The organism is Pseudomonas sp. FDAARGOS_761 (assembly GCF_013343155.1).
In the GTDB taxonomy this organism is placed as follows: domain Bacteria; phylum Pseudomonadota; class Gammaproteobacteria; order Pseudomonadales; family Pseudomonadaceae; genus Pseudomonas; species Pseudomonas aeruginosa.
Genome location: NZ_CP054572.1, coordinates 4,635,520 through 4,660,909, shown reverse-complemented (window position 1 = coordinate 4,660,909; position 25,390 = coordinate 4,635,520). Strand labels below are relative to the sequence as shown.

Sequence of the window (25,390 nt, the reverse complement as noted above, 5' to 3'; positions counted from 1 at the left end):
ACTACCGTACCTTTCCTCCTCCTACTGCCAAGGACCCGTTCCGTGACCGACAAGAAAGAGCAGATCGCCCGTTTCATCCAGCGCGAATTTCCCCAGACCCGGGTCGTGGTCGAAGCCGTCGGCGAGCGTAGCGCCACGGTCTGGCAGGCGGTCGACGCCAGCGATCTGCGCCCCGGCGGCACGGTCTCCGGGCCGACCCTGATGGCCATCGCCGATGTCGCGCTGTACGTGGCGGTACTGGGCGAGATCGGCATCGTCCCGCTGGCGGTGACCACCAGCCTGACCATCAACTTCCTGCGGCGTCCGGCGGCGGACCGCCGGGTGGTCGCCGAGTGCCGCCTGATGAAGGTCGGCAAGACCCTGGCGATGGGCGAGGTCTCGCTGTTCTCCGAAGGCGACGCGGAACCGGTCGCCCATGTGGTCGGCACCTACTCGATCCCACCGGCGCACCGCCGCTGAGGGCCTGGCCGGGTTCTCGGCGGCGGCTGCGAAACGCTGGCGGAGGATTCCCGGAGGCGCCGTTCAGGCCGCCCGCCGGGGGCATTGCAGGCGATGGAAGCTGCGGCTGAAGTAGACCAGGCCGTCGCCCTGTTCGAGGACCTGGATGTCCTCCAGCTCCAGCAACAGCACCGAATGGGTGCCGATCTCCTGGACCTCGGCGATGCGTCCCTGCAGGTTGGCCAGGGCACCGTGCAGCACCGGCAACCCGGCGAGGCCCTCGCGCCAGTCATGGAGGGCGAAGCGGCGCTCCATCGGGACCTCGGTCATGCCGGCGAAGTGGCGGGCCACCTCTTCGTGCTCGCCGCTGAGGACGTTCACGCAGAGCCGGCCGTTGGCCTTGAACACCGTGTTCATCTCGCTGTTGCGGTTGATGCAGAGCATCAGCGTCGGCGGGCTGTCGGTGACCGAGCAGACCGCGGTGGCGGTGATCCCGCAGCGTCCTGCCGGGCCGTTGCTGGTGATCACGTTGACCGCCGCCGAAAGATGCGCCATGGCGTTGCGGAAGGCTTGCTGCCTGGGTTCGAGCTGGGACATGGGGATAACCTCCGGACGCGACGCGGGCGTCATTGGCGGATGCGATCGAGTACGTTGATGTCGTCCGGGTTGTGCAGGTGCGGCACGGTCCAGCCGTTCTCGTCGTAGTCGCCCATGCACTGCTCGACCATGCCGAGCATGCCCTTCATCGCCCCGCTGCCGACCGCCTGGCGCAGGGCCTGCATGCGGATCTCGTCCTGGCTGCCGGCGTAGTTGATCTCGTACAGCTCGTGGCGGCCGCCGAACTCGCTGCCGATGGCGTCCCAGAGCAGCTTGAGGATCTTGATCCGCTCCCGGTGGCCCATGCCGCCGGAGCCGCGGCAATAGGTGGAGAGGTACTTGTCGAGTTGCGGATTGTGCAGGTCGCGAACGCCGGAGGGCAGGTAGATCAGGCCGCTGGCGACCACCTGCTCGATGGTCTTCTTGATCTCCGGGTAGGCCTGCGGCGCCAGCACGCGGTAGGCCTGCAGGGCCTCGGCGCTGGGCAGGAAGGCGCCGCTGTGCCATTCGCTGGCGTTGCCGTACATGGCGTCGGTCAGCGACCAGAACAGGTTGCGCCAGGCCACCACTTCGCCGACCTGCGCCTGCACGCCGCGGAACTCCAGGGAGCCGGTGCATTGCAGGGCCTTGTAGAGGGCGCCGGTGATGAAGTCGAGCTTGACCGCCAGGCGGGTGCAGCCCTGCATCGGGAACAGCCGGCCGAAGCCGCCCTGGGGGAACCACTGCTTGCAGCGTTCGAAGTCGCGGTAGATCAGTACGTTCTCCCAGGGGATGAACACCTTGTCCATCACCAGGATCGCGTCGTTCTCGTCGAAACGGCTGGACAGCGGGTAGTCGAACGGCGATCCGGCGATGCCTGCCACCAGTTCGTAGGAGGGGCGGCAGATCAGCTTCATGCCGGGGGTGTTCATCGGCGCGATGAACATCAGGGCGAAGTCGGTGTTGTCGCCGAGCAGTTGCGCCGAACCCTGGCCGACGAAGTTGTAGTGGGTCAGCGCGGAATTCGTGGCGACCACCTTGGCGCCGCTGACGACGATGCCGCCGTCGACTTCCTCGTCCACCGAGATGAACACGTCCTTGACCTGGTCCACCGGCTTGTCGCGGTCGATCGGCGGGTTGACGATGGCATGGTTGAGGTACAGGCAGGCTTCCTGGATGCGCTTGTACCAGGTTTTCGCGTTGTCCTCGAAACGCCCGTAGAAGCCCGGGTTGGCGCCGAGGGCGCTGCCGAAGGCGGCCTTGTAGTCCGGGGTGCGGCCCATCCAGCCGTAGGTCAGCCGCGACCACTCGGCGATGGCGTCGCGCTGCTGGCGCAGTTCGTCGGCGCTGCGCGCGTAGCGGAAGAACTTGTGGGTATAGCCGCCGTTGCCGGTATCGGTCTCCCAGCAGAGCTTTTCCTTGCTCTGCGGATCGTGCAGGGCGTCGTAGAGCCGGGCCATGGAGGCGGCCGCGTTGCGGAAGGCGGGGTGGCTGGTGACGTCCTTGACGCGGTCGCCGTAGATGTAGATCTCACGGTCGTCGCGCAGGCTGGCGAGGTACTCCTCGCCGGTGAACGGACGGGTGGCAGAGGCACGGAAATCTTCGGGTTTCATCATCGTCTCCAGTCATTGTTGTTATCTGCGCGAGAGCGCCTGGAGGGGATGATGGGACGGGGGCGGAGCGAGCTGAATGGCTTTTCCGGGGAATGAATTGCACTTTCCATGGCCCCGCGTGACGCCCGGCGCCCGGCCGCGAAGGGCGGCCGGGTGGCGGCGCGTTCAGCTTTCGGCGGGCTGCCAGGCAATCTCCAGGCTTTCGCTGTTGGCCATACGTTGCAGGTGATCGGCGACCACGTTCTGCATGTGGGCGAGGCTGTCCTCGTCGGGGCTGTTGAGAATCATCAGGACATGGTCGGGGTGGGCGAGCAGCTCGCAGTTGGAGTCGCCGAAGTCGATGAAGCCGCGCTCGGGAGTGAGTTCGACTTCGAACTTGTGGCCCCAGTGCTTGCACAGGCGATTGACGTAGCGTGCGGCCGATTCGGTACGGACATGGGAGGTGGAGCGGAACATGAAGCGAATCCTCTCGGTTGGGGATTTCCGATACTAACCTGCTGAGAGTCATTCTTATTCATCCATTTTGCAGGGGCTTTCGATAATCACCCGGCAAATGGTCGGCCCTTGTCCGTGGGACAGGGCGAGCGCCCTACCGGAGCCGGCGGAAGTGTTTGCCGGATACGTCGGAAGGCGCTCTCTCTGGAGGGAGAGGGCGAACGCCAGCGGCTTCAGGCCAGCCCGCCGTTCTCCGGCAGCAACGCGCCGCCATCCACAACCAGGGTCTGCCCGGTGATGTAGCTCGCCTCGTCGGAGGCGAGGAAGAGCATGGCGTGGGCGATGTCCAGCGGCTGGCCGACACGCCCGAGGGGGATGTGCGCGGCCAGCGCGGCGGCGTCGCCGAGGCTGCCCAGCGCCGGAGTCGCGACCAGGCCGGGCTCGACGCCGTTGACGGTGATGCCGTCGCCGGCCAGCTCCAGCGCGGCGGCGCGGATGAAACCGTTGACCCCGGCCTTGCTCGCCGCATAGTGCGAGAGTCCAGGGATCGCCGTGCGCGGGCCGGTCACCGAGGAGGTCACCAGGACGCGCCCGGCCACGCTGCGGCGCAGGGCGGGAAGGGCGGCCTGGGTCAGCCGGAAGCAGCTTTTCAGGTTCACCGCCAGGGTCCGTTCCAGGGTGCCTTCGTCCAGTTCCGCGAGGGCGCACTGGGGAAAGGCAGCGGCGTTGTGCAGGAGGATGTCCAACTGGCCGAAGCGCTCCAGGGTCGCGCTCACCGCTCGTCTCGCGGCGTCGTACTCGCTCAGGTCGACGGCCAGCAGTTCGGCCGTGCCTCCGCCCAGGCGGATCGCCTCCAGGACGGCCTGGCCGCGGCTGGCGGTACGCGTCGCCAGCAGAACCCTGGCGCCTTCGGCGGCGAAGCATTCGGCGATGGCCCGGCCGATGCCCTGGCCGGCGCCGGTGACCAGTGCGACGCGGTTCTCCAAGCGCCTCACGATGGGCGCTCCAGCAGTTCGCCCAGGCAATCGCGGAGCAGGCGGTCGTGCAGTTCGACGTCCTCCGCGCGGGTCGCCGGGCAGGTCAGCGCCATGTTGTGGAATGGCGTCAAGAGCACGCCGCGGTTGAGCAGGTAGAGGTGCAGGCAGGCCTCGACCAGGCCGTTGCGTGCGTGGTGGGCCTCGCCGCCGTTGCGCGGGGCGTGGGTCATGAACAGGTACTCGACGCGCGCGCCGATGCGCGTCACGTGCCAGGGCAGGCGCAGTTCCTCGAGCGTCGCGCGGACGCCCGCCTCGAGCTGCGCGGCGAGCTGGAACATGTGCCGATAGGCGTCCTCCGTCATCACTTCGGCGAAGGTCGCGCGCATCGCCGCCAGTTGCAGCGCGTTGCCGGCCAGGGTGCCGCCAAAGCCGAAATGGTTGATCGCCTGCCCCGGTCGGAAGTGCGGCAGTACCGCCCAGATCCGCTCCGCCTGCGCCTGGCTGCATCCCCAGACGGCGCTGGGAATGCCGCCGGCGATGCATTTGCCGAGGACGAAGAAGTCCGGCTCGAGGCCATGCGCGCCGCTATAGCCGGCGGGACCGCAGGAGATGGTGTGGGTCTCGTCGATGATCAGCGCCACGTCGTGGCGGCGGGTCAGTTCGCGCAGGCCGGCGTGGAAGCCTTCGGCCGGCGGGACCATGCCGACGTTGGTCATGAAGGGTTCGGTGAGCACCGCGGCGACGTCGCCATGGGCGAGGGCGGCCTCCAGCGCGTCGAGGTCGTTGAACTCCACCAGGCGGGTGGTGGCGTCGTGGCGTACGCCATTGGGGTGAACGCCCGCGCGCGGAACCATGCGCCCGGCGGCGTCGAATTCCACCTGCGATTCGTCGACGCTGCCGTGGTAGTTGCAGTTGAACACCACCACCTTGTCACGTCCGCTGAGCATCCGGCACAGGCGCAGGACGAAACGGTTGGCGTCGGTGGCCGAGGTGGTCACCTGCCAATAGGGCAGGCCGAAGCGCCGCGCCAGTTCGGCGCCGACCCACAGGCTGTCCTCGGTCGGCAGCATCAGGGTCGAGCCGCGCCGCGCCTGGCGGGCGATGGCGTCGGCCACCGCCGGTTGGGCGTGGCCGAACATGGCGCCGCTATCGCCGAGGGCGAAGTCGACGTACTGCTGGCCGTCGATGTCGGTGACGCGCGCGCCCTGGGCCTCCTTCACCAGCAGCGGGCAGTTGCCCGGCCACTGTTGCATCCAGTGCAACGGTGCGCCGTACAGCCAGTGGCGGCGGTTTTCCCGGTAGGCCTGGGCGGAGCGCGGATGCAGTTCGTCGAAGCGTCGCAGCTCGCGCTTGAACAGCGCTTCGACGCGGGCCAGGTCGAGGCCGAAGGTGGTGTCCATGGGCGTCCTCACAGGTCGTGGCGGGTCTGGTTGAGCACCTGGGCCAGGGCGCCGACCGGGAAGTTAACCGGGGTGGCGAAGTCGTCGTCCTGGTAGCCGAAGATCTTGCCGTCGGTGCGCCCGGCTTCCAGGTCGATCAGCAGCACGCCGAGGGTCGGCACGATCTTCTCGCGCCAGACGAACAGGTACAGGCGTTCGGCCAGTCGGTAGCAGTGGCAGCGGTCGGTATCGGCCAGCCCTCGCTCGGCGCCGCGCAGGCATTGCCAGGTGTAGAAGTCGGGATTGAGGTAGACGTGTTCGTAGGCCTCGCTGGCGCTGTAGACGTAGCGGTTGCGCAGGCCGACCAACTCGTCGCTGGGGACGTGCGGGCAGGCGCCGGGCTGCCACGGGCGGTCGAGGCTGCCATGCAGGAACTCGGCCTCGACGCCGGTCAGTTCCCGGCCGGCCAGGGCCCGGGAGAACAGACCCTGTTCGCAGGCCGTGCGGTCGGGCAGATGGCCGAGCACCGCGGTGAACGCCTGGTTGTCGAAGTCCAGCACCAGGCTGACCGAGACCGGCCGGCCGTTTTCCTGCTTGAGGAAATCCACCAGGTAAAGGTTCTCCCGCAGTGAACTGGCGCGGTAGTCCGACTCGCCGCTGGCACTGCCGTCGGCCAGGCGCCAGCGCAGGCGCTGCGAGTCGAAGGCATGTTCGATGACCCAGCCGTTGGCGAAGTGCAGGACTCGTTCGAGCCCGGCGAGATCGCCGCAGGCGGGAAGGACGTGGTTGTCCGGAGCGAAGCCGTCGGCCAGGGCGCCGACGGTGATCCATCCGGAATGCGAGTGGGCGGACATAGGGTTCTCCTCGTCGTGGGAAACCCATGCTGGCCTGTCTTCGAGTATCCCGATATCGACCGGATGGTTGATAGGTCGATATGCCACGGAAATAGCACGGAGCGGCGAAGGGAAAGTTATCGAAGATGAAGTATTAGATGGGTTTTCGTTTCTTCTTTTTTGGTTTTTTAGTTAATGGGTTCCTGTTCTTCTATAAGTATTTTCTGAATGTATTCTTATGTACCTATTGGCTGTTATCGGAAATGGACTACATATGTTTTCGTATGATTATTATTTTTAAATCCTGTCTTTCTTTCTAGTATTTGGGTCTGCGTTTATCAGGGCGCAATCTTCGGCTGTCGCGTAATGGTCGGAGGCGCTTTAGGCGGCCGTCCCGGTTGCGCGCAAAGGCTTGGCTACCTTGGCCGGTTCGTACTGCATCGGCTCTCCAGGGAGCAGCCAGGATGTTCCACAACTCCAAAGGAAATCAGATGAACAAGTTCAAACGTGCAATTCTTGCGCCCCTCGTTGCGTCGGGCACCCTTCTCGCGCTGATGTCCCCCGTGGCCCATGCGGTCGATGGGATCGTCAACTTCTCGGGCAACATCACCGACGTCGCGTGCGATATCAACGGCCAGGCGCCGGGTGCGGGCAACGTCACCAACGTCGACCTGGGTATCGTGGCGCCGACCCATTTCACCGCCGTCGGAACCAACTCCACTTTCCAGGAGTTCGACCTGGTCCTCTCCGGTGCCGGCTGCACCAATGACAAGAAGGTTTCCATCGCCTTCGATACGGTCACCAACGTCGACCGTATCAGCGGCAACCTGATGCTGATGGGGCCGTCGAAAGCCAAGGGCGTGCAGATCCAGATCTTCAACAATTCGGCGGCCAACACCACGAAGATCCCGCTGGGCTTGGTCGAGGCCGCCCCGCAGAAGGCAACCATCGACAAGAACACGGCGACCCTGAAGTACAAGGCCTCCTATGTGTCCACCGAGAAGACCGTGATCGCGGGTACCGGCCTGTCCCATATCCGCTACCTCCTGGCGTACGAGTAAGCGGCGGTCGACGGACGAAGAGGTGAGGCCATGGCGCCGCTAATGCATCGTTTTCATTCTTTCGTGGCGGCAAGCGCCGTGGCCATCGCCCTGTGCGCCGGAACGGCTCATGCCGGGCTGATCGCACAGGGCACTCGCGTCGTCTTTCCGGCCAGCGAGCGCGAGGTCACCTTGCGGGTCAGCAATACGTCCGGCACTCCCGTGCTGGCGCAAGCCTGGATCGACGATGGCCGGCAGGACGTTCCCCCCGAGGAACTGCAGGTCCCCTTCAGCGTCACGCCGGCCGTGACGCGAGTGGACCCCAATGGCGGCGCCGTATTGCGCATCGCCTACCTGAAGGCCCCGTTGCCGACGGATCGCGAATCGCTGTTCTGGCTGAATATCCTGGAAGTTCCGCCCAGGGACGAAGACGAAAACAATGCATTGCAGTTTTCCTTTCGTTCGCGCTTCAAGCTCTTCTTTCGACCCAGCCAGTTGAAGAGTGTCGATTCGGCTGCCGGGAAACTTCAATGGAAGTTTCTGGAGTCAGGGGGAGCAGGAAAAAAGACCGTAGTACAGGTAAATAATCCGACGCCTTACTACGTTTCGTTCGCCAGCGTCGAATTGATTGTCGATGGCCGTGTCATGTCCGTGGGAAAGGGAATGGTCGCGCCATTCTCGACGAAGGAGTTCGACTGGCAGGGAAATCCGAAGAACATGGAAGCCGCTTCCGTCAGATACGAAGTCATCAACGATTACGGTGGCCGCAATACCCTCGATAGGGCACTCGGCAAATAACCCCTCCGTTTCCCCGCTTTTTACTTACGGCCCGACATATGAGTGGCGATTTTAAAATCGCTGCAGGGATTACATATGCCCAAAGTTTCTCTTCATAGGTGCTTGTCCGCTCCCGCTTACGGTGGGCAGGTCGCCCTGTTGCGAATGGCGATACAGGGAGGGATCGCCGTTCGTTCCCTGCGATTCGCCTGTCTGCTGGCACTGTTTCCTTCGCTGTCCTCCTGCCAGTCCTGGTCCTCCGTCGGCGCCGCCGGCGTAGCCGGGGCGAAGGCGAAGGAGGCCAGGGCGGGAGCACCGGCGAAACAGCCGCAGGCGCCCGCGGTGGCCGTTGCGTCACCGGCCGGCGGGTTGGACGCACCGTCGCGGCGGATCGTCTTCGACGCGCAGATGCTGGCCCTGGGGCCGGGCGGACGCTCGATCGATACGTCGCGTTTCGAGCGCGGCGACGTCATCGAGCCAGGCCGCTATCGCCTCGACCTGCTGCTCAACAGCCGATGGCGCGGTGTCGAGGAAGTCGAGCTGCGCCGCCAGCCGGGGCGGGAAAGCGCGGTCTTCTGCTACGACCGGGGCCTGCTGGAGCGGGCGGGCATCGACCTGGAGAAGAGCGCGCGTGGCCAGGATCGTTCCTCGGCTCGCGATCCTCTGCCCGAAGGTTTGCACTGCGACCCGCTCGAGCGCTATGTGCCGGGGGCCCGGGTCAAGCTCGATATCGCCGAGCAGTCGGTCTATGTCTCGGTGCCCAGCTATTACCTGAGCCTGGATTCGTCGAAGACCTATGTCGATCCGGCGAGCTGGGACAGCGGCATTTCCGCCGCCTTGCTCAACTACAACAGCAATCTCCACGTCAGGGAAAACCACGGCAGGAGCGCCACCAGCGGCTATGCCGGGATGAACGCCGGCTTCAATTTCGGGCGGGCGCGCCTGCGCCACAACGGCACGGCCACCTGGTCGCGCCGCATGGGCAGCCACTACCAGCGCAGCGCCACCTATGTGCAGACCGACCTGCCGGCCTGGCGTGCGCAGTTGTTGCTGGGAGAAAACTCCACCAGCAGCGAGTTCTTCGATGCGGTGTCCTTCCGTGGCGTGCAGCTTTCCAGCGATGACCGGATGCTGCCGGATTCGCTGCGCTACTACGCTCCGGTGGTCCGTGGGACCGCCAGTACCAATGCGCGGGTCTCGGTCTACCAGCGCGGCTACCTCATCTACGAAACCACGGTGGCACCCGGGGCGTTCGCTCTCGACGAACTGCAGACCGCCAGCTATGGCGGGGACCTGGAAGTGCGGGTGACCGAAGCCAGCGGGGAAGTCCGCAGTTTCATCGTGCCGTTCGCCACCACCGTGCAACTGCTGCGCCCCGGGACCACGCGCTACAGCCTGACGGCCGGGCGGCTCAACGATCCCAGCCTGGAGCGTCGGCCGAACATGCTGCAGGGCGTCTACCAGCGCGGCCTGGGCAACGACGTCACCGCATACGCGGGCGGGGCCTTCACCGGCAGCTACATGTCCGGGTTGATGGGCGCGGCGCTGAACACGCCGGTGGGCGGATTCTCCGGTGACGTGACGCTGGCGCGTACCGAGGTTCCCGGCGGCGACCGCCTTAGCGGCTCCAGCTACCGTCTCGCCTACAGCAAGAACCTGCCGAACACCGGCACCAACTTTTCGCTGCTCGCCTATCGCTACTCCACCGGCGGCTATCTCGGCCTGCGCGACGCGGCCTTCATGCAGGACCGGGTAGAGCGAGGCGAGCCGCTGGAGTCGTTCTCGCGCTTGCGCAACCGTCTCGACGCCAACATCAGCCAGCAACTGGGCAACGGCGGCAACCTGTACCTGAACGGCTCCTCGCAGCGCTACTGGAGCGGCGGCGGGCGGGCGGTCAACTTCTCCGTCGGCTACAGCAACCAGTGGCGCGACGTCAGCTACTCCATTTCCGCGCAACGCCTGCGCAGCCACTACGAAGGCTTTTCCAGCGGTGACAAGCGCGGCGAGACCAGCACGCTGTTCAGCCTGAACCTGTCCATTCTGCTGGGCGGCGCGGGACGCGGGTCGCCGACCCTGAGCAGCTACCTGACCCGCGACAGCAACAGCGGAACCCAGCTCACCAGTGGGGTTTCCGGCATGCTGGGCAAGCGTGGCGAGGCCTCCTACTCGCTGTCGGCCTCCCATGACCGCGACAGCCGGCAGACCTCGAAGAGCGCCAGCCTCGACTATCGACTGCCGCAGGTCGAACTCGGCTCCAGCCTCTCGCAGGGACCGGGCTATCGGCAGTTGTCGCTCAAGGCCGCCGGCGGCCTGGTCGCGCACAGCGGCGGGATCACCGCGGCACAAACCCTGGGCGAGACGATCGGCCTGGTCCACGCGCCAAACGCCAGGGGCGCGGGTGCCGGCTACTCGGGAAGCCGGGTCGACCGCCACGGCTATGCGGTGATTCCCAACCTGCTGCCCTACCAGTTGAACAGTGTCGACCTCGACCCCAACGGCATGGCCGACGAGATCGAGCTGAGGTCCAGTTCGCGCAACGTGGCGCCCACCGCCGGAGCGGTGGTGCGCCTCGACTATCCGACGCGGGTAGCGAGGCCCTTGCTGGTGGATAGCCGGATGCCCAGCGGCGAGCCCCTGCCGTTCGCCGCGGAAGTGCTCGATGCCCACAGCGGGCAGCCGGTGGGCGCCGTCGGCCAGGGCAGCCGCCTGGTGCTGCGGGTCGAGCAGGATCGCGGCTCGGTTCGGGTGCGCTGGGGCAACGAGCCGCAGCAGCAGTGCCTGGTCGACTATGCGCTGGGCCCGCGCGAGACGACGCCTCCCGTCCTGCAACTGGCATGTCGCCCGGCGTCGGCCGCCGACCGGGAGCGCACGCTGTGACCGGCGTCGGCCTGGGCCGATGCGGCACGGCCTGGGTCCTGCTGGTGGCGCTGGTGGCCGATGCCTCCGCCTCGCTGTCCGTGATCGGGACCCGTTTCATCTATCCGGCGGGCGTTTCCGCGCTGACGATTCGCGTCGGTAACGTCGGGACGCGCCCGGCCCTGGTCCAGGCCTGGCTCGATCGCGGCGACGAGACGGCGGACCCGAGCGCTGTCACGGTGCCGTTCATCCTGTCGCCGCCGCTGTTGCGTATGGACCCGCAGGAGACCCAGGCGCTCCAGCTTCGCCATACCGGCGAGCCGCTGCCGGACGACCGGGAATCGCTGTTCTGGGTCAACCTGCTGGAGGTGCCGGGGCGGGAGGACGGCAGCGGCAACCTGCTGCTGGTGAGCTACCGCCTGCGGATGAAGCTCCTGTTCCGTCCGCAGGGTCTGGCCGGCGATCCGCGAGCCGCCGCGCGCCAGGTCGTCTGGCGCCTGCGTCCGGCGGTACGGCCGGGGCAGCGGGCGCTGCTGGAGGCGGACAACCGCAGTCCCTATCACGTTTCCCTGGTGCGCCTGGAGCTGGGCGAGGGCGACCTCGCCATGTCCCTCGGCAGCGTCACCTTGCCGCCTTTCGCCGTTACCCCGTTGAGTCTGCCGGCCGTGCCCGGCGAGGCGGCGCGGGTCCATTTCGATGCGGTGGGGGATGACGGCCAGATCGAGCGCGGTGACGCGCCGGCAGAGAGATACCCGTAGGAGTTCGGCAGGGCCCGGGGAGTTGGGCTCCTGCCGTAGCACGGCCCTGCGAATAGGTCGCGGGGTTTCACTGGAGGAAGGAAGCACATGAACAAATGCTATGCACTGGTCTGGAACGTATCCCAGGGCTGCTGGAACGTCGTCAGCGAAGGCAGTCGCAGGCGCGGCAAGCCCGCCGGCGCCAAGGCGGCGATCGCCTCCGCCCTGGCCCTGCTGGGCGCCACGGCCCTGGCTCCGGCCTATGCGCTGCCAAGCGGGGGAACGGTGGTCGGCGGGAGCGCGAACGGGGAGATACACCTGTCGGGCGGCAACAGCCTGTCGGTCAACCAGAAGGTCGACAAGCTGATCGCCAACTGGGACTCCTTCAGCGTTGCCGCCGGCGAGCGGGTGATCTTCAACCAGCCGAGCAGTAGCTCGATTGCCCTGAATCGGGTGATCGGCACCAAGGCCAGCGATATCCAGGGCCGGATCGATGCCAACGGCCAGGTCTTCCTGGTCAACCCCAACGGCGTGCTCTTCGGTCGCGGCGCCCAGGTCAATGTCGGCGGCCTGGTGGCTTCCACGCTGGACATCACGGATGCCGAGTTCAACGGCAACTCCTCCAGATACCGTTTCACGGGTCCCTCTACCAACGGTGTCCTCAACCAGGGAGGCGCCATCACCGCGGCGGAAGGCGGCAGCATCGCCCTGCTGGGCGCGCAGGTCGACAACCGCGGGACGGTCCTGGCGCAGATGGGCGGTGTCGGGCTCGGCGCGGGCAGCGACCTGACGCTGAATTTCGACGGCAACAAGCTGCTCGACATCCGCGTCGACGCCGGGGTCGCCAATGCGCTGGCAAGCAACGGCGGCCTGCTCAAGGCCGACGGGGGGCGAGTCCTGATGGCGGCCAGGACCGCCAATGCGCTGCTCAACACGGTGGTGAACTCCCAGGGTGCCATCGAGGCCCGTTCGCTGCGCGGCAAGAACGGGCGGATCGTGCTCGATGGCGGCCCGGACGGCAAGGTCATGGTGGGAGGCGCCTTGTCCGCCAATGCGCTGAACGGACCGGGGCACGGCGGCACGGTCGAGGTCCGGGGGCAGGCGGTGGAGGTGGCCCTGGGCACCCAGGTGAACACGCTCGCCAGCAATGGCCTCAACGGCACCTGGAAGATTGCCGCCGACAAGATCGACGTGCGCCCATCGGCGGTGTCGGATGGCGTCACCGTTCATGCCGACACCCTGTCGCGGAACCTGGCGAGCACCAATATCGAACTGGTTTCGACCAAGGGCGACCTGGACCTCGACGGCTCGGTGAGCTGGGCATCGGGCAACCGGCTGGGGCTGGGCTCCGCGGCCGACCTGACGCTGAATGGCAGGCTGAATGCCAGTGGCGCCAAGGCTGGGCTGGAGCTGAAGGCCGAAGGCGCTATCGATATCAATGACAAGATCGTTCTCGGCGGGGCTGGCAGCGCGCTGGCCATGGATGCCGGCGAAGGCCACCGGGTGAACGGCACGGCGTCGGTCTCCCTGGCCGGGGCCAACGCGACCTACGTCTCCGGCGGCTATTACTACACGGTGGTGCAGAACCTGGCGCAGTTGCAGGCGATCAACAAGAACCTGGACGGCCTGTACGTGCTCGGCGGCAATATCCTGGGCGGCAGCTATTACTGCACGGCACTGCAGTCCATCGGCGGGCCCGCCGGCGTCTTCAGCGGCACCCTGGACGGTCTCGGCAACAGCATCGGCAATCTCTCGATCAGCAACACCGGGCCGAATGTCGGGCTGTTCGCCCGCTCCTCGGGCACCCTGAGCAACCTGAAACTGAACAACCTGCGGGTATCCGATAACACCTACGGCTCCGGTCCGTCTTCGCTCGGCGCCCTGGTCGGGATCAACAGCGGGCGTATCGCCAACGTCAGCGCCAGCGGGGTCTCGGTCGTCGGCAGCCGACTGCGCTCCAACGCACTGGGCGGCCTGGTCGGGCGCAATATCAACGGGCAGATCACGAACGCATCCGTCAGCGGCGGCGTCACCGCTTATGCGGCGAGCACGGCGGTCGGAGGTCTGGTGGGGGAGAACTTCACCACCGCCTGGGGGCCGGAGGCGGTCATCGAGAACGCCCACAGCAACGTCCATGTGGCTGCACAGTCCACCGAGCGCAACAGCCTGGGCGGCGTCGGCGGCCTGGTCGGACTGAATGCGAAGGCCACGATCAGGGCGTCCGGCAGCCAGGGGAAGGTCGAGACCTACCGGCCCGGCCTGAACGTCGGCGGCCTGGTCGGCTACAACATGTTCGGCCACGTCTCCGATAGTAGCGCCAGCGGCCAGGTGGAGGCCGGCGGCGCGGGGAATACCGGCGGGCTGGTCGGCCTGAGTTCCGGCGGCGAGATATTCCGCTCGCAGGCGAGCGGGTCGGTGTACAGCAAGGGCGGCCTGGCGACCGGCGGGCTGATCGGCAAGGCAGAAGGCAACGGCATGCTCGGAAACCTGAAAGCCAGCGGCAGCGTCACGGACCAGGGCGGCGCGGATCTGGGCGGGCTGGTCGGCAACAATAGCCAGAGCGCCATCGAGACCGCCGAGGCGACGGGCAAGGTCAGCGGCGGCAGCAACAGTCGCGTCGGCGGGCTGATTGGATACAACCTCGGCGGTTCCGTCGCCCATGCGATCTCGCGCGGCGACGTGAGCGGCGGGTTCAACAGTCTGGTGGGCGGGCTCGTCGGCCACAACGGCGGCGAACTGGTCAACGTGGATGCCAGCGGCAGGGTCAGCGCCGCTGCGAGTGCGTCGGTTGGCGGCCTGGTCGGCAGCAACGCCGGTTCGATCCTGTCGGCGCGCAGCAGCAGTACCGTCAACGGCAGCGGGCGCAGCCGCATCGGCGGCCTGGTCGGCGAGAACCAGATCCAGGGACGCATCGTTTCGTCCATGTCGGAAGGCACCGTCAGTGGCGACTACTACGTCTCCATGGGCGGGCTGGCCGGCGTCAACCTGGGATCGATCGAGTACTCCGGCGTCAGCGGCAAGATCGACTTCAAGCCTCAGTCCCATTACGGCCAGATCTACGGTGCGCAGGTCGGCGAGAACCATGGGGTCCTGGGCGGCAACTACGTGATCGGCGAGGCGGCGCTCCTGCCGCCTGCCGGTATCGACTACGGCAACATCTGGTAAGGCCGGCAGGGGAGGTCCCTGGCGGACCTCCCCTGCCGGCCGGGGCCGCTCTCGCCTGGAGTGTGGCCCTCTTCCGCAGGCGCAATCTTGGAGAGTTCCATGAGCATGAGGTTATTTCCCGGCCGCGTTTCCCTGCGCCGCCGGCCTGGCGCGCAGGCTCGGCAGGCGCTCGTTCTCGGCCTCTGCTGCCTGACCGGCGGCCAGGCCTGGGCCCTGAACGAGGTCGCCCTGAACTGCTCGTTCGACAATGGCAAAGGCTTGCCCTGGCGTGTGGTGAACGAGCTGACCAGCGGCACGGCGAAAGGCACGGTGCTGTTCGCCAGGCCGGTGAGCCTGTTCCTGAACTACAAGCCCCAGGCTTCCCAGGAGGCGCATGAGCTGGTCATCGGGGGGAACTGGTCCGGGGTGGGCTATCCGGGGCCCTACGGCACGGTGGCGTCCGACGTCAAAGGCATCGGCTATCGGATCTCGGTGGATGCCCAGGACGGCGTCAAGCGGGTGATTCCGGTCGACAACCAGCCCCATGCGCTGGACAAGCGAGTCACGAGCTTTTCCGGAAGCACGACCAGCGACTACCTACAGGAACTGGTCCTGACGGTCGACCCCGGCGAGTTGCCTGCCGGCGACCTGAAGGTAACCAGCGTATCCGGCAGCGCCACCCTGAATCTCTGGGCGGTGGACAGGCTGAAGGGCGAAGCGTCCATCGGCAGCGTCCTGGCGGTGCCTGCGGACAACTACCCCACCGGGGTTTGCCGAAAGCCCTATTCGCTGATCGGCCCGGCCTCCATCGGGATCGGCGGCGGTCCCCCGCAGCCGCCGATCCCGAAGAAATGCAAGGTCGAGGTGGGACGGGAAATCAACGTCAAACTGGGTAGCGTCGCGTTGAAGAACTTCCCGCGGGTCAACGACACCTCCACGGAGCGTTCCTTCGATATTTCTCTCAGCGAGTGTGCGGCGCTGGCCAAGCCGGAAATCGCTTTCCGCGACAAGTATGTCTCGGCGCAGCAAGCGGACCCGACGATCCTCAGCTTGAAGAGCGGCGGCGCGGCGGGGTTCGGCATCGTCGTGAAGAACGGCCTGGACCAGCAGCGGATACGTTTCGACGGCACGCCCTACCCGATGCGGCGTGTCGGCGACAGCGCCGACCTCCCGCTGAGTGCCGCCTACATCCGTATCGGCGCGGAGGGCGAATTGAAGGCCGGGGTCGCCGACGGCGCCGCCGAGTTCACGTTTACCTTCCCCTGAGCGGCGCCGCCGTTCTTTCCCCGGCGTTTCCCGCCCCGCCTCGGGAAGCGCCGTCGGCCGCTTTCGCGCCAGCCCTTGCGAAGGCTCGGCCCCTCACCTCCAGTGGTTGCAGATCGCCGAAGGCGCTCTGCATATCGCTCCGCTGCTCGTCCTGGGTCTCGTGCGCACATGCCATTCCCGCACGCGGAATACCGATATTGCGTATGGGCGAAGGCTTTCTGAGGGATATGCAAGTTTCCTCGGTAGGATTTCGCGCAAATAAAAGAACGCTATTTTCCAGGCGATAGTTTCAGCTTGTCACGGAACTCTTTTTTCAAATTTTTTGCTGCTCTGGCTTGTCCGTTTCGTATTTCATCGTTTTTCATAAGTGTCTGCGTATACGTTTTTCGGGGGCTGTTTCAAGTGTCTTTGTTGTTAGTTTGCGAGGCGAAAAAATAGTAGTTTTACTATATTAAATATCGTCGGTTTCACTAGAAAATACACATGTTCACTTTGAACCGGGGCAGTGGCGTCGGCGGATTCCGGACCGCGCTTTCCTCCTTGCCGGCCGAGCGGCGGCCGCCTGCCTGCGGCAGGCATGACCGAGACCACAGGTTTCCTGGTAACGCTTTCGCCTGCCGTGTACCGCTTAAGGAGACGCAAGGATGTCCCTACATCGCATTCGCGTAATGGTTGCGGATGATCATCCCGCCATTTCGCTGGGTATTTCCTACGAACTGAGTCAGTGCGGTTCTTTGGAGATGCTCGGTCAAGTTTCCAATTCTACCGAGTTGATCGGCCGGCTCGACGAAGGCGACTGCGATGTCGTTATCGTCGACTATACGATGCCGGGCGGGAAATATGGCGATGGACTGGCATTGTTGTCATTGCTGCGACGACGTTATCCGCATCTGCAATTGGTCGTCTTTACCATGCTGAACAATCCGGGTCTTATCCGGGCCATTCTCAAGCAGGGTATCAATTGCATCCTCAGCAAGTCCGACTCGACCAGTCACCTGCTGGCGGCGGTGAGCGCGGCCTATTCGCGAAACCAGTATTTCTCGCCGTCGATCAGGGACATCTTCGTCAACCAGGTGCTTTCCTCGCACAACGAACGGCTGACGCCCCGGGAGGCGGAAATCGTCCGTCTGTTCGGCTCCGGACTGACCATCACCGAAATCGCCGAGCGCTCGCATCGCAGCGTGCAGACCATCAGTACGCAGAAGGTCAGTGCCATGAAGAAGCTCGGCATCAAGCGCGATGCCGACCTCATCAGGTATGCGGCCGAGGGCTATTGCCGGATGCCCTGACGGATCGGCCCGCTTCACCAGGGCAGCGGCTGGTTCCGATAATCGACGAAGCGACAGGCATTCACGCCCGCGGCATCCTCCACCGCCGCGACCAGTCCGGCGGCGCTTTCCTCGACGCTCAGCGGCGCGCTGTCGCCGCCCATTTCGGTACGCACCCAGCCGGGATGCAGGAGCAACAGGCTGAACGGCAACTCCTCGAACTCGCCCTCCCAGCTGCGTACCAGGCTGTTCAGCGCCGCCTTGCTGGCGCCGTAGAGCGGCATTGTGGCCGACAGGCCCAGCGCCAGGCTGGCCATCTGCGAACTCATGAACGCCACCACGCCACCCCGGCTAACCCGCCCGGACAGTGCCCTGGCCAGGCGCAGCGGCGCGATGGCGTTGGTCAGGAACAGCTGGGCGGTCTGCTCGGCGTCGATTTCCGCCACATCCTGTTGCTGCGGGCCGTAGATGCCGGCGTTGACGATCAGGCGATCGATCCGCCGCTCGCCCAGCGCCTCGCCGATGCGTTCGGCGCAGTCGCGTTGGTTGAGGTCGCCGGTCACCGCTTGCAAGCGCTCCCCGGCTCGCTCCGCCAGTGCCTGCAGCCCGGGAGAGCCTTGCGGTCGCCGGGCGACGGCGAATACCTGTGCGCCGCGTTGCAGGAAGGCATCCGCCAGTCCCAGGCCGATGCCGCGCGAGGCGCCGACGATCAGAACGTTGTGCATGAGGTTCTCCGGGCGATAAAGCGGACAGGATACCCAAGCGCGTCCCGCTGCGGTAACCGCCGCGGCGACCGGCCGCGGCGGCCTCGACCTTACCGCATGGCGCTGCCGCCCAGGCCGGCGAGGTACAGGTCGAGCAGGCGGTCGTCGAACTCCGGCTCGCGCACGGCGCTCCCGCGCAGGTGTTCCTCGACGTTGGTGCAGTCCCAGAGATAGGTATCCTGGTACAACTCGACGGTGCTGCGGCCGGCGTACATGTTGTCGCGGAACATACTCAGCAGGGGATAGAGCGGGGCGTCGCGATTGTCTTCCCAGAGACTTACCCAGTCGTCGAACGGCATCTGCCGAAGGGGACGCCCGGCGCGTCGCCCGAGACGGCCGAAGAACTCGTCCAGGGTCAGGCAGCGCGGAATGCTCGGCACCAGGTTGAATTTCTTGCCCAGCGCCGAAGGCTGGCGGGCGATGACGCTGATCGCCTCTACCATGTAGTCCACCGTGGTCAGGCCCTCGCGCAGCTCGCGCAGGAGCGGCACGGCCCGGTACTCCAGGCAGGTCCGCGCCAGCCGGCTCCACCACTGGTAGTCGGCGTAGGCGCCGGTACGGCTGTGGCAGGTGGCGTAGCCGAGGCGGAAGGTCATCAGCGGCAGGCCGCGTTCAGCGGCGAGGTCGGCGATCTTTTCCATCACCCATTTGCTGCGCACGTAGCCCATGTCGGTGACCACCGCCGGCAGGTTCTGGTCGATGTCGTCGTCCTCGCGCATCAGGCGCTTGCCGGTATGCAGGTGGCCCCAGCTGTACACCGAGATGCTCGACAGCAGCATCAGCGGCTTGCAGCGGCCGCTGGCGCAGAAGCGCAGGACCTGGCCGAGCCCCTCGACGTTGTCGCGCTTCATGTAGCTGTACGGCTGGATGAAGTTCACCGCGCTGGCGGAATGGAAGACCTGGTCGACGCTGCCGGCCAGCTCGCGATAGGTTTCCGCCGGTAGTCCGAAGCCTGGTTCGGCGAGGTCGGCGGCGTAGGCCCTGACCCGTCGCCAGTCCGACTCGGCGAGTTCGATGCGGTGCTGCCGGGCGGCCTGGCGCAGGCGTTCGAGGGCGTGGGCGTCGTTTTGCGCACGGACCGGACAATGCAGGTCGGCCTCGCGGCTGGCCAGCAGCTCGGCGAGCAGGTGGGCGCCCATCAGCCCGCTGGCGCCGGTGAGCAGGATGTGCCGTGGCGCGAGCAACTGGGCGGCGTCCATGGGCCGACTGAAATCCACGTCGGCGGGCAGGCGCACGTCCCGTTGCAGCTCCTGGGCCGGTTCGCTGTCCAGCGCCGGCGGCGCTTCGCCGGCGCGCTGCGCCAGGCTGGCCGCCAGTTGGCGTACGCTCGGGGTGCGGTAGATGTCGTGGATGTAGGCACGGTTGCCGAAGCGTCGGCTCAGTTCGCGCACCAGGGCGGCGGCCAGCAGGGAATGGCCGCCGACCTCGAAGAAGCTGTCGTCCAGGCCGAAGTCGGTATGCCCCAGCACTTCCTGCCAGGCCAGGGCCACTTGCAGTTCGCCGGGGGTGCCGAAGCGTTGCTCGTCGAGTCGTTCCTGGCATTGTTCCTCCAGGCGTCGACGCAGGGCCTGGCGGTCGATCTTGCCGTTGACCGTGGTCGGCAGGCTGTCCAGCGACAGATAGCGGCTGGGCAGCATGTAGTCGGGCAGTTCCTGGCGCAGGGCGGTCTTGATGGCGGCGAGCACGGCCCTGGCATCGCCGCCCCGCTGGCGGGGGACCACGAAGGCGCTCAATTGCTGGCTACCGCAGCGTGGGTCGGCATGCGCCAGCACCACCGCGCCATGGATCGCCGGCTGGCGCAGCAGCGCGGCTTCGACGTCGCCGAGTTCGACGCGGTGGCCGCGGATCTTCACCTGGTCGTCCAGCCGACCGAGGAACTGCAGGCTGCCATCGGCCAGCCAGCGGGCCTTGTCGCCGGTGCGGTAGAGCCGACGCCGCAGTGCCTGCGAGTAGTGGAAGCGCCTGGCGGTCATGTCCGGGTCGCGCAGGTATTCGCGCGCCAGGCAGACGCCCGCCAGGTTCAGCTCGCCGGGCCGGTCGCCATGGCAAGGCCGGTCGTCGGCGTCGAGAATGAATGCCTCGCAACCGTCGATGGGCGTGCCGATCGAGGCGGGCCGCCGATGAGCTTCGGCGTCGACGATGCGGCAGGTGGCGAAGACCGTGGCTTCGGTCGGGCCGTAGTAATCCACCACGGTATAGGGCAGCCCGCCGGTTGCGACCGGCGGCAGTTTTTCCCCGGCGCAGAACAGGTAGCGCAGCGCCAGCGACGGCGGAGCGGGTTGCTCCACCAGCGCAGGGACTATCACGGTAGGCGCGAAGGCATGGCTGATCCGCTGCTCGGCGAAGAATGCCAGCAGCGCCGCCGGGTCCGGGCGCACCTCGTCGGGCACCAGGTGGAGGCAGGCGCCTGCGCACAGGGTGGACCAGATTTCCCATTGGCAAACGTCGAAGCCGACGCCGGCCATCAGGGTGGTGCGGCTCCGTTGGTCCATCTCGAAGCGCCGGTTGTGCCAGTCCACGAGGTTGCTCAGGGAGCGGCTCTCGATCACCACGCCCTTGGGTTCGCCGGTGGTGCCCGAGGTGAAGATCACATACAGCGCTTCGCTGCCGTCGAGCGCCGGCCTCGGCGCGGCACCCGCCGCGCTCGTCGCGAGCACCTGTGCGATGACCTCCACCGGTTGCCCCGGCAGGTCCTCGGCCTGGGTGGCGAGGACCACGGGGGCCTGGCACTGGCGGAGGATTTCCTGCTTGCGCCTGTCGGGTTGCCGACGGTCCACCGGTACGTAGGCCGCTGCGCACTTGGCGGCCGCCAGGATGGCGATGACCAGTTCGGCCGAGCGTTCGGCCAGCAGGGGCAGCCGCTCGCCCCGGGCGACGCCGCGCCTGGCCAGGTGGGCGGCCAGCCGGTCGCTGAGTCGGTCGAGTTCGCGGTAGCTGAACGAGCGCTCGCGATCGACGAGGGCGGGGCGTTCGGGATGGGTATCTGCGTGTTGCCTGAATAAGCCAAGAACAGAATCTTTCGACATGGCTGAGACTCCTGTCTTGCCGGTTGAAAAGACGTTATCCGTGGTTTTTCAGCGTATCGAGCGGGGACCAGGGGGAAGGCTGGCGATAGGCCTGGTCCAAGGCTAGCCCCGAGGGGAAATGCGGCAACTGCCATTTGGTACAGGGTAAGGGGGGCTCGCCGCCGGGGTCGCCAGGGGGCGCCCCGGACATTTTCGGCAGCGGGACCGGACTCAGTCCAGCTGGCCTTCCCGGTCGTCGAAGATCGCTTCTATCGCCAGTCCGAACACCCGGGCGAGCTTGAAGGCCAAGGGCAGGCTTGGGTCGTAGCGGCCGGTTTCGATGGCGTTCACCGTCTGCCGCGATACCTCCAGCTTTCCGGCCAGCTCCGCCTGTGACCAGCCGCGCTCCGCGCGCAACTCGCGAACCCGGTTCCTCATGCGTAGCGCCTCAGTCCCAGGACGCAGCCGATGGCCCAGAACGCGCCCATCAGGGGCCAGACGAAGAACATCGAGAGTTTCGGAAAGCCGGTGGTTTCGAGGAAACCGTAGGCGAAGGTGAGCAGGGCGGTGCCGACGAAGGCCAGGGCGAGGGCTTCGAGATGGATGCGCCGGGCCATTTCGTCGAGGCGCCGCAGGTAACGGATCACCACCAGCGCCAGGGCGACCATCGGTGGCACCGGCAGCAGGGCGAGGAAGACCCGGCCGGCGCCCGGTTCCGTGCCTGCCAGCAACTGGCCGCTGATCAGAACGGCAGCGGCATAGGCGACCAGCGCGAGAAGCAGTTCGAGGAAGAAACGTTTGTGGGTCATGGTTGAATCGTCCATGTAAAGGGGGCTTTACATTGGCCGGGATGCTCTTCTTTGTCAAGCAAGCTTTACATTCTCCATGGGCTTGCCTTGGCGAGGAGACTCGGGGATGGTAGCGGGCGGTCTCTGGGAGAACGGCGAAATGGCGACGGGCGACGAATTCGACGCGCTGCTGGTGGAAGCCGGCCGCACACCGATGCGCGGCTGGGAATACGACTATGGCGGACGCATCCGCCTGGAACCGCCGCCATGGGATTTCCCGGGGCGCATGCTGGAGCGCTGCCGGGCCGCCGCCAGCCTGCTGGACATGGGCACCGGCGGCGGCGAATGGTTGAGCCGGCTGCCGTATCGTCCGCCGCTCACCGTGGCTACCGAGGGCTGGGCGCCCAACCTGGAGATTGCCCGGGGTCGCCTGGAGCCCCTGGGCATCCGCGTGGTCGAGGTGGAGGGCGCGCCGGACAACCATCGCCAGGGCCGGGAGGGCGATGGCGGCGGGGCGTTGCCGTTCGCCGATGGCACCTTCGACCTGGTCGGCAACCGCCACGAGTCCTATCTGCCATCGGAGGTCCGGCGGGTGCTGGCGCCCGGCGGCTGTTTCCTCACCCAGCAGGTGGCCGGCGACTTCAACCGCGAGTTCTATGCGTTGCTCGGCGAACCGGCGCCGACGCCGGAGGCGCCGCACTGGAACCTGGGTTTCGCCCGGGCCCAGCTGGAGGCCGCGGAGTTGCCGCCGGTGGCAGGCGGCGAAGGTTGGGAGGTGTTGCACTTCGCCGATGTCGGCGCCCTGGCCTGGTACCTGTTGAACCTGCCCTGGGTATTTCCCGGTTTTTCCTTCAGGCGCCACCGCGAGCGCCTGCGCGGCCTGCACGAGAGCGGCAAGCCGCTGGCGGTGCGGCAGTTCCTCTTCTGGCTGGAGGCGCGCAGCCCCCAGGCCGCGCGCGGCTAGAGGAAGAGTCGCTTCACCAGCTCGGTGCGGCTGCGCGCGCCGGTCTTGCGGAACAGGTTGAGCAGGTGGGTCTTCACCGTCGGCAGGCCGAGTCCGAGGCACTGAGCCAGGCATTTGTTGCTGACGCCGTCGCGCAGCAGCAGGGCGATCTCCCGTTCCCTCGGTGTCAGGCCTTGCAGGCGCTCGGCGCTGGCCGTTGGCGTGGCGCATGCCTGCGCCGCCAGCTCCATCAGGCCATGCAGGGCGCGCAACTGTCGCAGCTCCTGGTCGGAGAAGGCCCCTAGGCGGGCGTCGCGCAGCAACGACAGGGCCGCCACCGGACGCTGCTGCGCATGCGCCAGCACCTCGACCACGTCGCAGATCCCGTGGCGTCGCAGGAAGCCCTGGTACAGCGCGCTGTCCTCCGCGGGCTGGCGGGCGATGCCCTGGCGCAGCGGCACCACCGGCGAAGCGCTGGCCAGGCAGTGGCGCGGCTGCAGCGGATCGTAGTCGCGGTAGTGGCGCAGGTAGTCGCGGTGCATGCCGGCCGGCATCCGCAGGAGCTGGAAATCGTGTGCGCGGCAGTCCTCGTCGATGCGATAGAACACGCACAGGCTGGCCGGCACCACCTGGGTGAAGGCCTGCATGCAGCGCGGGCCGAGGTCGGGCGACAGGGTCGAAGGCATGGCGCGGGACTCCCGTGGGACGAGGCGGCGGGACGTCCACTGTCCTGCTTGCCGGGCAGAATGTCCATGCCCCGGCGCGCCGTCTTGTCTCTCTCTGCCTGGCTTGGCAGGCAGCGGCAAGAAACCCGGCAGGCTGGAGCAAGCGAGCGGGGGAGCGGCGGGTCCAGAGTATTCCCGGGTAGTAGGCGCATGCATGACGCAGCGCCGTCGCCAAGCCGAGGAGCACACATGAGTATTGCCATCGACCCGTCCGTCAGCGCCTTCTTGCGCAGTCCCCATGGCCTGCTGATCGACGGCGAGTCCGGGCCGGCGCGTTCCGGCGCCGACATGCCGCTGTACGACCCGGCGACCGGTGCCGAGCTGGCGCGCGTGGCCCGCGCCGGCGCCGAAGACGTCGATCGGGCGGTCGCCGCCGCGCGGCGTGCGTTCGAAGGCAACTGGGCAGGCCAGCGCCCGGCCGATCGCGAGCGCCTGCTGCTGCGACTGGCGGAACGGATCGAGGCGCATGGCGAGCAACTGGCGCAGCTGGAGACCCTGAACAACGGCAAGTCGATCAACCTGTCGCGGGCCCTGGAGGTCGGCGCCTCGGTGGAGTTCATCCGCTACATGGCCGGCTGGGCGACCAAGATCGAGGGCCGCAGCCTCGACCTGTCGATCGCTGCGGTCCCAGGCGCGCGCTACCGGGCCTACACGGTGCCGGAGCCGGTGGGCGTGGTCGGAGCCATCGTGCCGTGGAATTTCCCCTTGCTGATGGCGATCTGGAAGATCGTCCCGGCCCTGGCCTGCGGCTGCACCGTAGTCCTCAAACCGGCCGACGAAACCCCGCTGACCGCCCTGCGCCTCGGCCAGTTGTGCCTGGAGGCGGGGATTCCACCAGGGGTGGTGAACATCGTCACCGGCACGGGCGCCGAGGCCGGCGCGGCACTGGCGGCGCACCCAGGCATCGACAAGCTGGCGTTCACCGGCTCGACCCCGGTGGGCAAGCTGATCGGGCATGCGGCGGTGGAGAACATGACGCGTTTTTCCCTCGAACTCGGCGGCAAATCCCCGGTGATCATCCTCGATGACACCAGCCTGGACATGGCTGCCGCCGGTTCCGCCGGCGCGATCTTCTTCAACCAGGGGCAGGTCTGCACCGCTGGTTCGCGCCTCTATGTGCAGCGCAAGCGTTTCGACCAGGTGCTGGAGCGCCTGGCGGCCATCGCCGGCGACCTGAGCATCGGCCCCGGCCTGGATCCGACCACGCAGATCAACCCGCTGGTCTCGGCCAGGCAGCAGGAGCGGGTGCTGGGGATGATCGAAAGCGGGGTGGCCGAGGGCGCCAGCGTGGTCTGCGGCGGGGCGCGCCAGGGCGAGATGGGGTTCTACGTGCAGCCGACGATCCTTGCCGACGTCACCCCGGGGATGCAGGTGGTGCGCGAGGAAATCTTCGGGCCGGTGCTGGTGGCGACGCCCTTCGACGATCTCGACGAAGCGGTGCGTCTGGCCAACGACAGCATCTACGGGCTCGGTGCGAGCATCTGGTCCAACGACCTGCGCCAGGTCATGGACCTGGTGCCCAGGATCAAGGCCGGCACGGTATGGGTGAACGCCCACAACCTGCTCGACCCGTCGATGCCGTTCGGCGGCTTCAAGCAGTCCGGCATCGGTCGCGAGATGGGCCATGCGGCGATCGAGGCGTACACCGAGAACAAGTCGGTGTGCATCGCCTACTGATATCGATGAAATCGGGGTGAGCCGATTCGTTCGGCTCTTTCGCTGCCCTCCGCGGCAGCCTTTTGTTCGACACGCTTCGCCTGCCGGCGGAGCGTACGGGACGCCGGCGCGTCCCGCAGGGCGCCTGGCGCGCCCTGGCAGGGCCTGAC

At 66.8% G+C, this 25,390-nt stretch carries 21 protein-coding genes; 10 read left to right on the top strand and 11 right to left on the bottom strand.

The window, feature by feature from the left end:
- Nucleotides 1–42: 42 nt before the first annotated feature.
- On the top strand, nucleotides 43–459 hold the full coding sequence (locus FOC67_RS21675; protein WP_003104529.1) for a PaaI family thioesterase: 417 nt from the start codon (nucleotides 43–45) through the stop codon (nucleotides 457–459).
- 63 nt (nucleotides 460–522) lie between these two features.
- On the opposite strand, the gene hpaC is transcribed toward FOC67_RS21675, so the two are convergent.
- From hpaC to FOC67_RS21645, 6 genes are all read right to left on the bottom strand, one after another.
- The gene (hpaC, locus tag FOC67_RS21670; protein WP_003104531.1) at nucleotides 523–1,035 is read right to left on the bottom strand and encodes a 4-hydroxyphenylacetate 3-monooxygenase, reductase component; all 513 of its coding nucleotides are present in this window, start codon (nucleotides 1,033–1,035) and stop codon (nucleotides 523–525) included.
- 29 nt (nucleotides 1,036–1,064) lie between these two features.
- A complete protein-coding gene (gene hpaB / locus FOC67_RS21665) occupies nucleotides 1,065–2,627 on the bottom strand; it encodes a 4-hydroxyphenylacetate 3-monooxygenase, oxygenase component (RefSeq protein WP_003111030.1) in 1,563 nt (520 codons plus the stop codon).
- Between the two features lie 165 nt (nucleotides 2,628–2,792).
- Entirely contained in the window at nucleotides 2,793–3,083 is a 291-nt protein-coding gene (locus FOC67_RS21660) for a DUF2218 domain-containing protein (protein ID WP_003093387.1), read from the bottom strand.
- A gap of 212 nt (nucleotides 3,084–3,295) precedes the next feature.
- Nucleotides 3,296–4,057: an SDR family oxidoreductase gene (locus FOC67_RS21655; protein WP_003113029.1), complete on the bottom strand. Its 762-nt coding sequence runs from the start codon at nucleotides 4,055–4,057 to the stop codon at nucleotides 3,296–3,298.
- Entirely contained in the window at nucleotides 4,054–5,439 is a 1,386-nt protein-coding gene (locus FOC67_RS21650; RefSeq protein ID WP_003093384.1) for an aspartate aminotransferase family protein, read from the bottom strand. Before FOC67_RS21650 ends, FOC67_RS21655 begins: the two co-directional genes overlap by 4 nt.
- A gap of 8 nt (nucleotides 5,440–5,447) precedes the next feature.
- Entirely contained in the window at nucleotides 5,448–6,272 is an 825-nt protein-coding gene (locus FOC67_RS21645; RefSeq protein WP_003111033.1) for a molybdenum cofactor biosynthesis F family protein, read from the bottom strand.
- 470 nt (nucleotides 6,273–6,742) lie between these two features.
- Here FOC67_RS21645 and FOC67_RS21640 point away from each other — a divergent pair, with 470 nt between their 5' ends.
- From FOC67_RS21640 to FOC67_RS21610, 7 genes are all read left to right on the top strand, one after another.
- Nucleotides 6,743–7,312, top strand: coding sequence for a fimbrial protein (locus tag FOC67_RS21640; protein ID WP_003111034.1), 570 nt, complete (start codon nucleotides 6,743–6,745; stop codon nucleotides 7,310–7,312).
- Nucleotides 7,313–7,342: 30 nt separating this feature from the next.
- The gene (gene cupB2 / locus FOC67_RS21635) at nucleotides 7,343–8,089 is read left to right on the top strand and encodes a molecular chaperone CupB2 (RefSeq protein WP_003093375.1); all 747 of its coding nucleotides are present in this window, start codon (nucleotides 7,343–7,345) and stop codon (nucleotides 8,087–8,089) included.
- 321 nt (nucleotides 8,090–8,410) lie between these two features.
- The gene (gene cupB3 / locus FOC67_RS21630) at nucleotides 8,411–10,945 is read left to right on the top strand and encodes a fimbrial biogenesis outer membrane usher protein CupB3 (protein ID WP_031627507.1); all 2,535 of its coding nucleotides are present in this window, start codon (nucleotides 8,411–8,413) and stop codon (nucleotides 10,943–10,945) included.
- Nucleotides 10,942–11,682: a molecular chaperone gene (locus FOC67_RS21625; protein ID WP_003132349.1), complete on the top strand. Its 741-nt coding sequence runs from the start codon at nucleotides 10,942–10,944 to the stop codon at nucleotides 11,680–11,682. The genes cupB3 and FOC67_RS21625 overlap by 4 nt, the downstream gene beginning before the upstream one ends.
- 87 nt (nucleotides 11,683–11,769) lie before the next feature.
- A complete protein-coding gene (locus FOC67_RS21620; RefSeq protein WP_009313338.1) occupies nucleotides 11,770–14,826 on the top strand; it encodes a GLUG motif-containing protein in 3,057 nt (1,018 codons plus the stop codon).
- A 99-nt stretch (nucleotides 14,827–14,925) separates the two neighbouring features.
- A complete protein-coding gene (locus tag FOC67_RS21615) occupies nucleotides 14,926–16,071 on the top strand; it encodes a fimbrial protein (RefSeq protein WP_009313339.1) in 1,146 nt (381 codons plus the stop codon).
- Between the two features lie 644 nt (nucleotides 16,072–16,715).
- Nucleotides 16,716–17,360, top strand: a complete 645-nt coding sequence (locus FOC67_RS21610; protein ID WP_003093364.1) for a response regulator transcription factor — start codon at nucleotides 16,716–16,718, stop codon at nucleotides 17,358–17,360.
- 14 nt (nucleotides 17,361–17,374) lie between these two features.
- Here FOC67_RS21610 and FOC67_RS21605 read toward each other — a convergent pair whose 3' ends face one another.
- From FOC67_RS21605 to FOC67_RS21590, 4 genes are all read right to left on the bottom strand, one after another.
- The gene (locus FOC67_RS21605; protein ID WP_003093362.1) at nucleotides 17,375–18,064 is read right to left on the bottom strand and encodes an SDR family oxidoreductase; all 690 of its coding nucleotides are present in this window, start codon (nucleotides 18,062–18,064) and stop codon (nucleotides 17,375–17,377) included.
- Nucleotides 18,065–18,153: 89 nt separating this feature from the next.
- Nucleotides 18,154–21,129, bottom strand: a complete 2,976-nt coding sequence (locus FOC67_RS21600; protein ID WP_009313340.1) for a non-ribosomal peptide synthetase — start codon at nucleotides 21,127–21,129, stop codon at nucleotides 18,154–18,156.
- Between the two features lie 210 nt (nucleotides 21,130–21,339).
- The gene (locus tag FOC67_RS21595) at nucleotides 21,340–21,546 is read right to left on the bottom strand and encodes a helix-turn-helix transcriptional regulator (RefSeq protein ID WP_003093358.1); all 207 of its coding nucleotides are present in this window, start codon (nucleotides 21,544–21,546) and stop codon (nucleotides 21,340–21,342) included.
- Entirely contained in the window at nucleotides 21,543–21,917 is a 375-nt protein-coding gene (locus tag FOC67_RS21590; protein WP_009313341.1) for a hypothetical protein, read from the bottom strand. Before FOC67_RS21590 ends, FOC67_RS21595 begins: the two co-directional genes overlap by 4 nt.
- Nucleotides 21,918–22,023: 106 nt before the next feature.
- On the opposite strand from FOC67_RS21590, the gene FOC67_RS21585 reads away from it, so the two are divergent.
- On the top strand, nucleotides 22,024–22,860 hold the full coding sequence (locus FOC67_RS21585) for a class I SAM-dependent methyltransferase (RefSeq protein ID WP_003132375.1): 837 nt from the start codon (nucleotides 22,024–22,026) through the stop codon (nucleotides 22,858–22,860).
- On the opposite strand, the gene FOC67_RS21580 is transcribed toward FOC67_RS21585, so the two are convergent.
- Complete coding sequence (locus FOC67_RS21580) at nucleotides 22,857–23,525, bottom strand: helix-turn-helix transcriptional regulator (protein ID WP_003093352.1); 669 nt, start codon at nucleotides 23,523–23,525, stop codon at nucleotides 22,857–22,859. The genes FOC67_RS21585 and FOC67_RS21580 overlap by 4 nt on opposite strands.
- A gap of 228 nt (nucleotides 23,526–23,753) precedes the next feature.
- Between FOC67_RS21580 and FOC67_RS21575 the strand changes: the two genes are divergently transcribed.
- Nucleotides 23,754–25,241 (top strand): aldehyde dehydrogenase, encoded by a 1,488-nt coding sequence (locus FOC67_RS21575; RefSeq protein ID WP_009313342.1) that lies wholly within the window; start codon nucleotides 23,754–23,756, stop codon nucleotides 25,239–25,241.
- The last annotated feature ends 149 nt before the right edge of the window (nucleotides 25,242–25,390 follow it).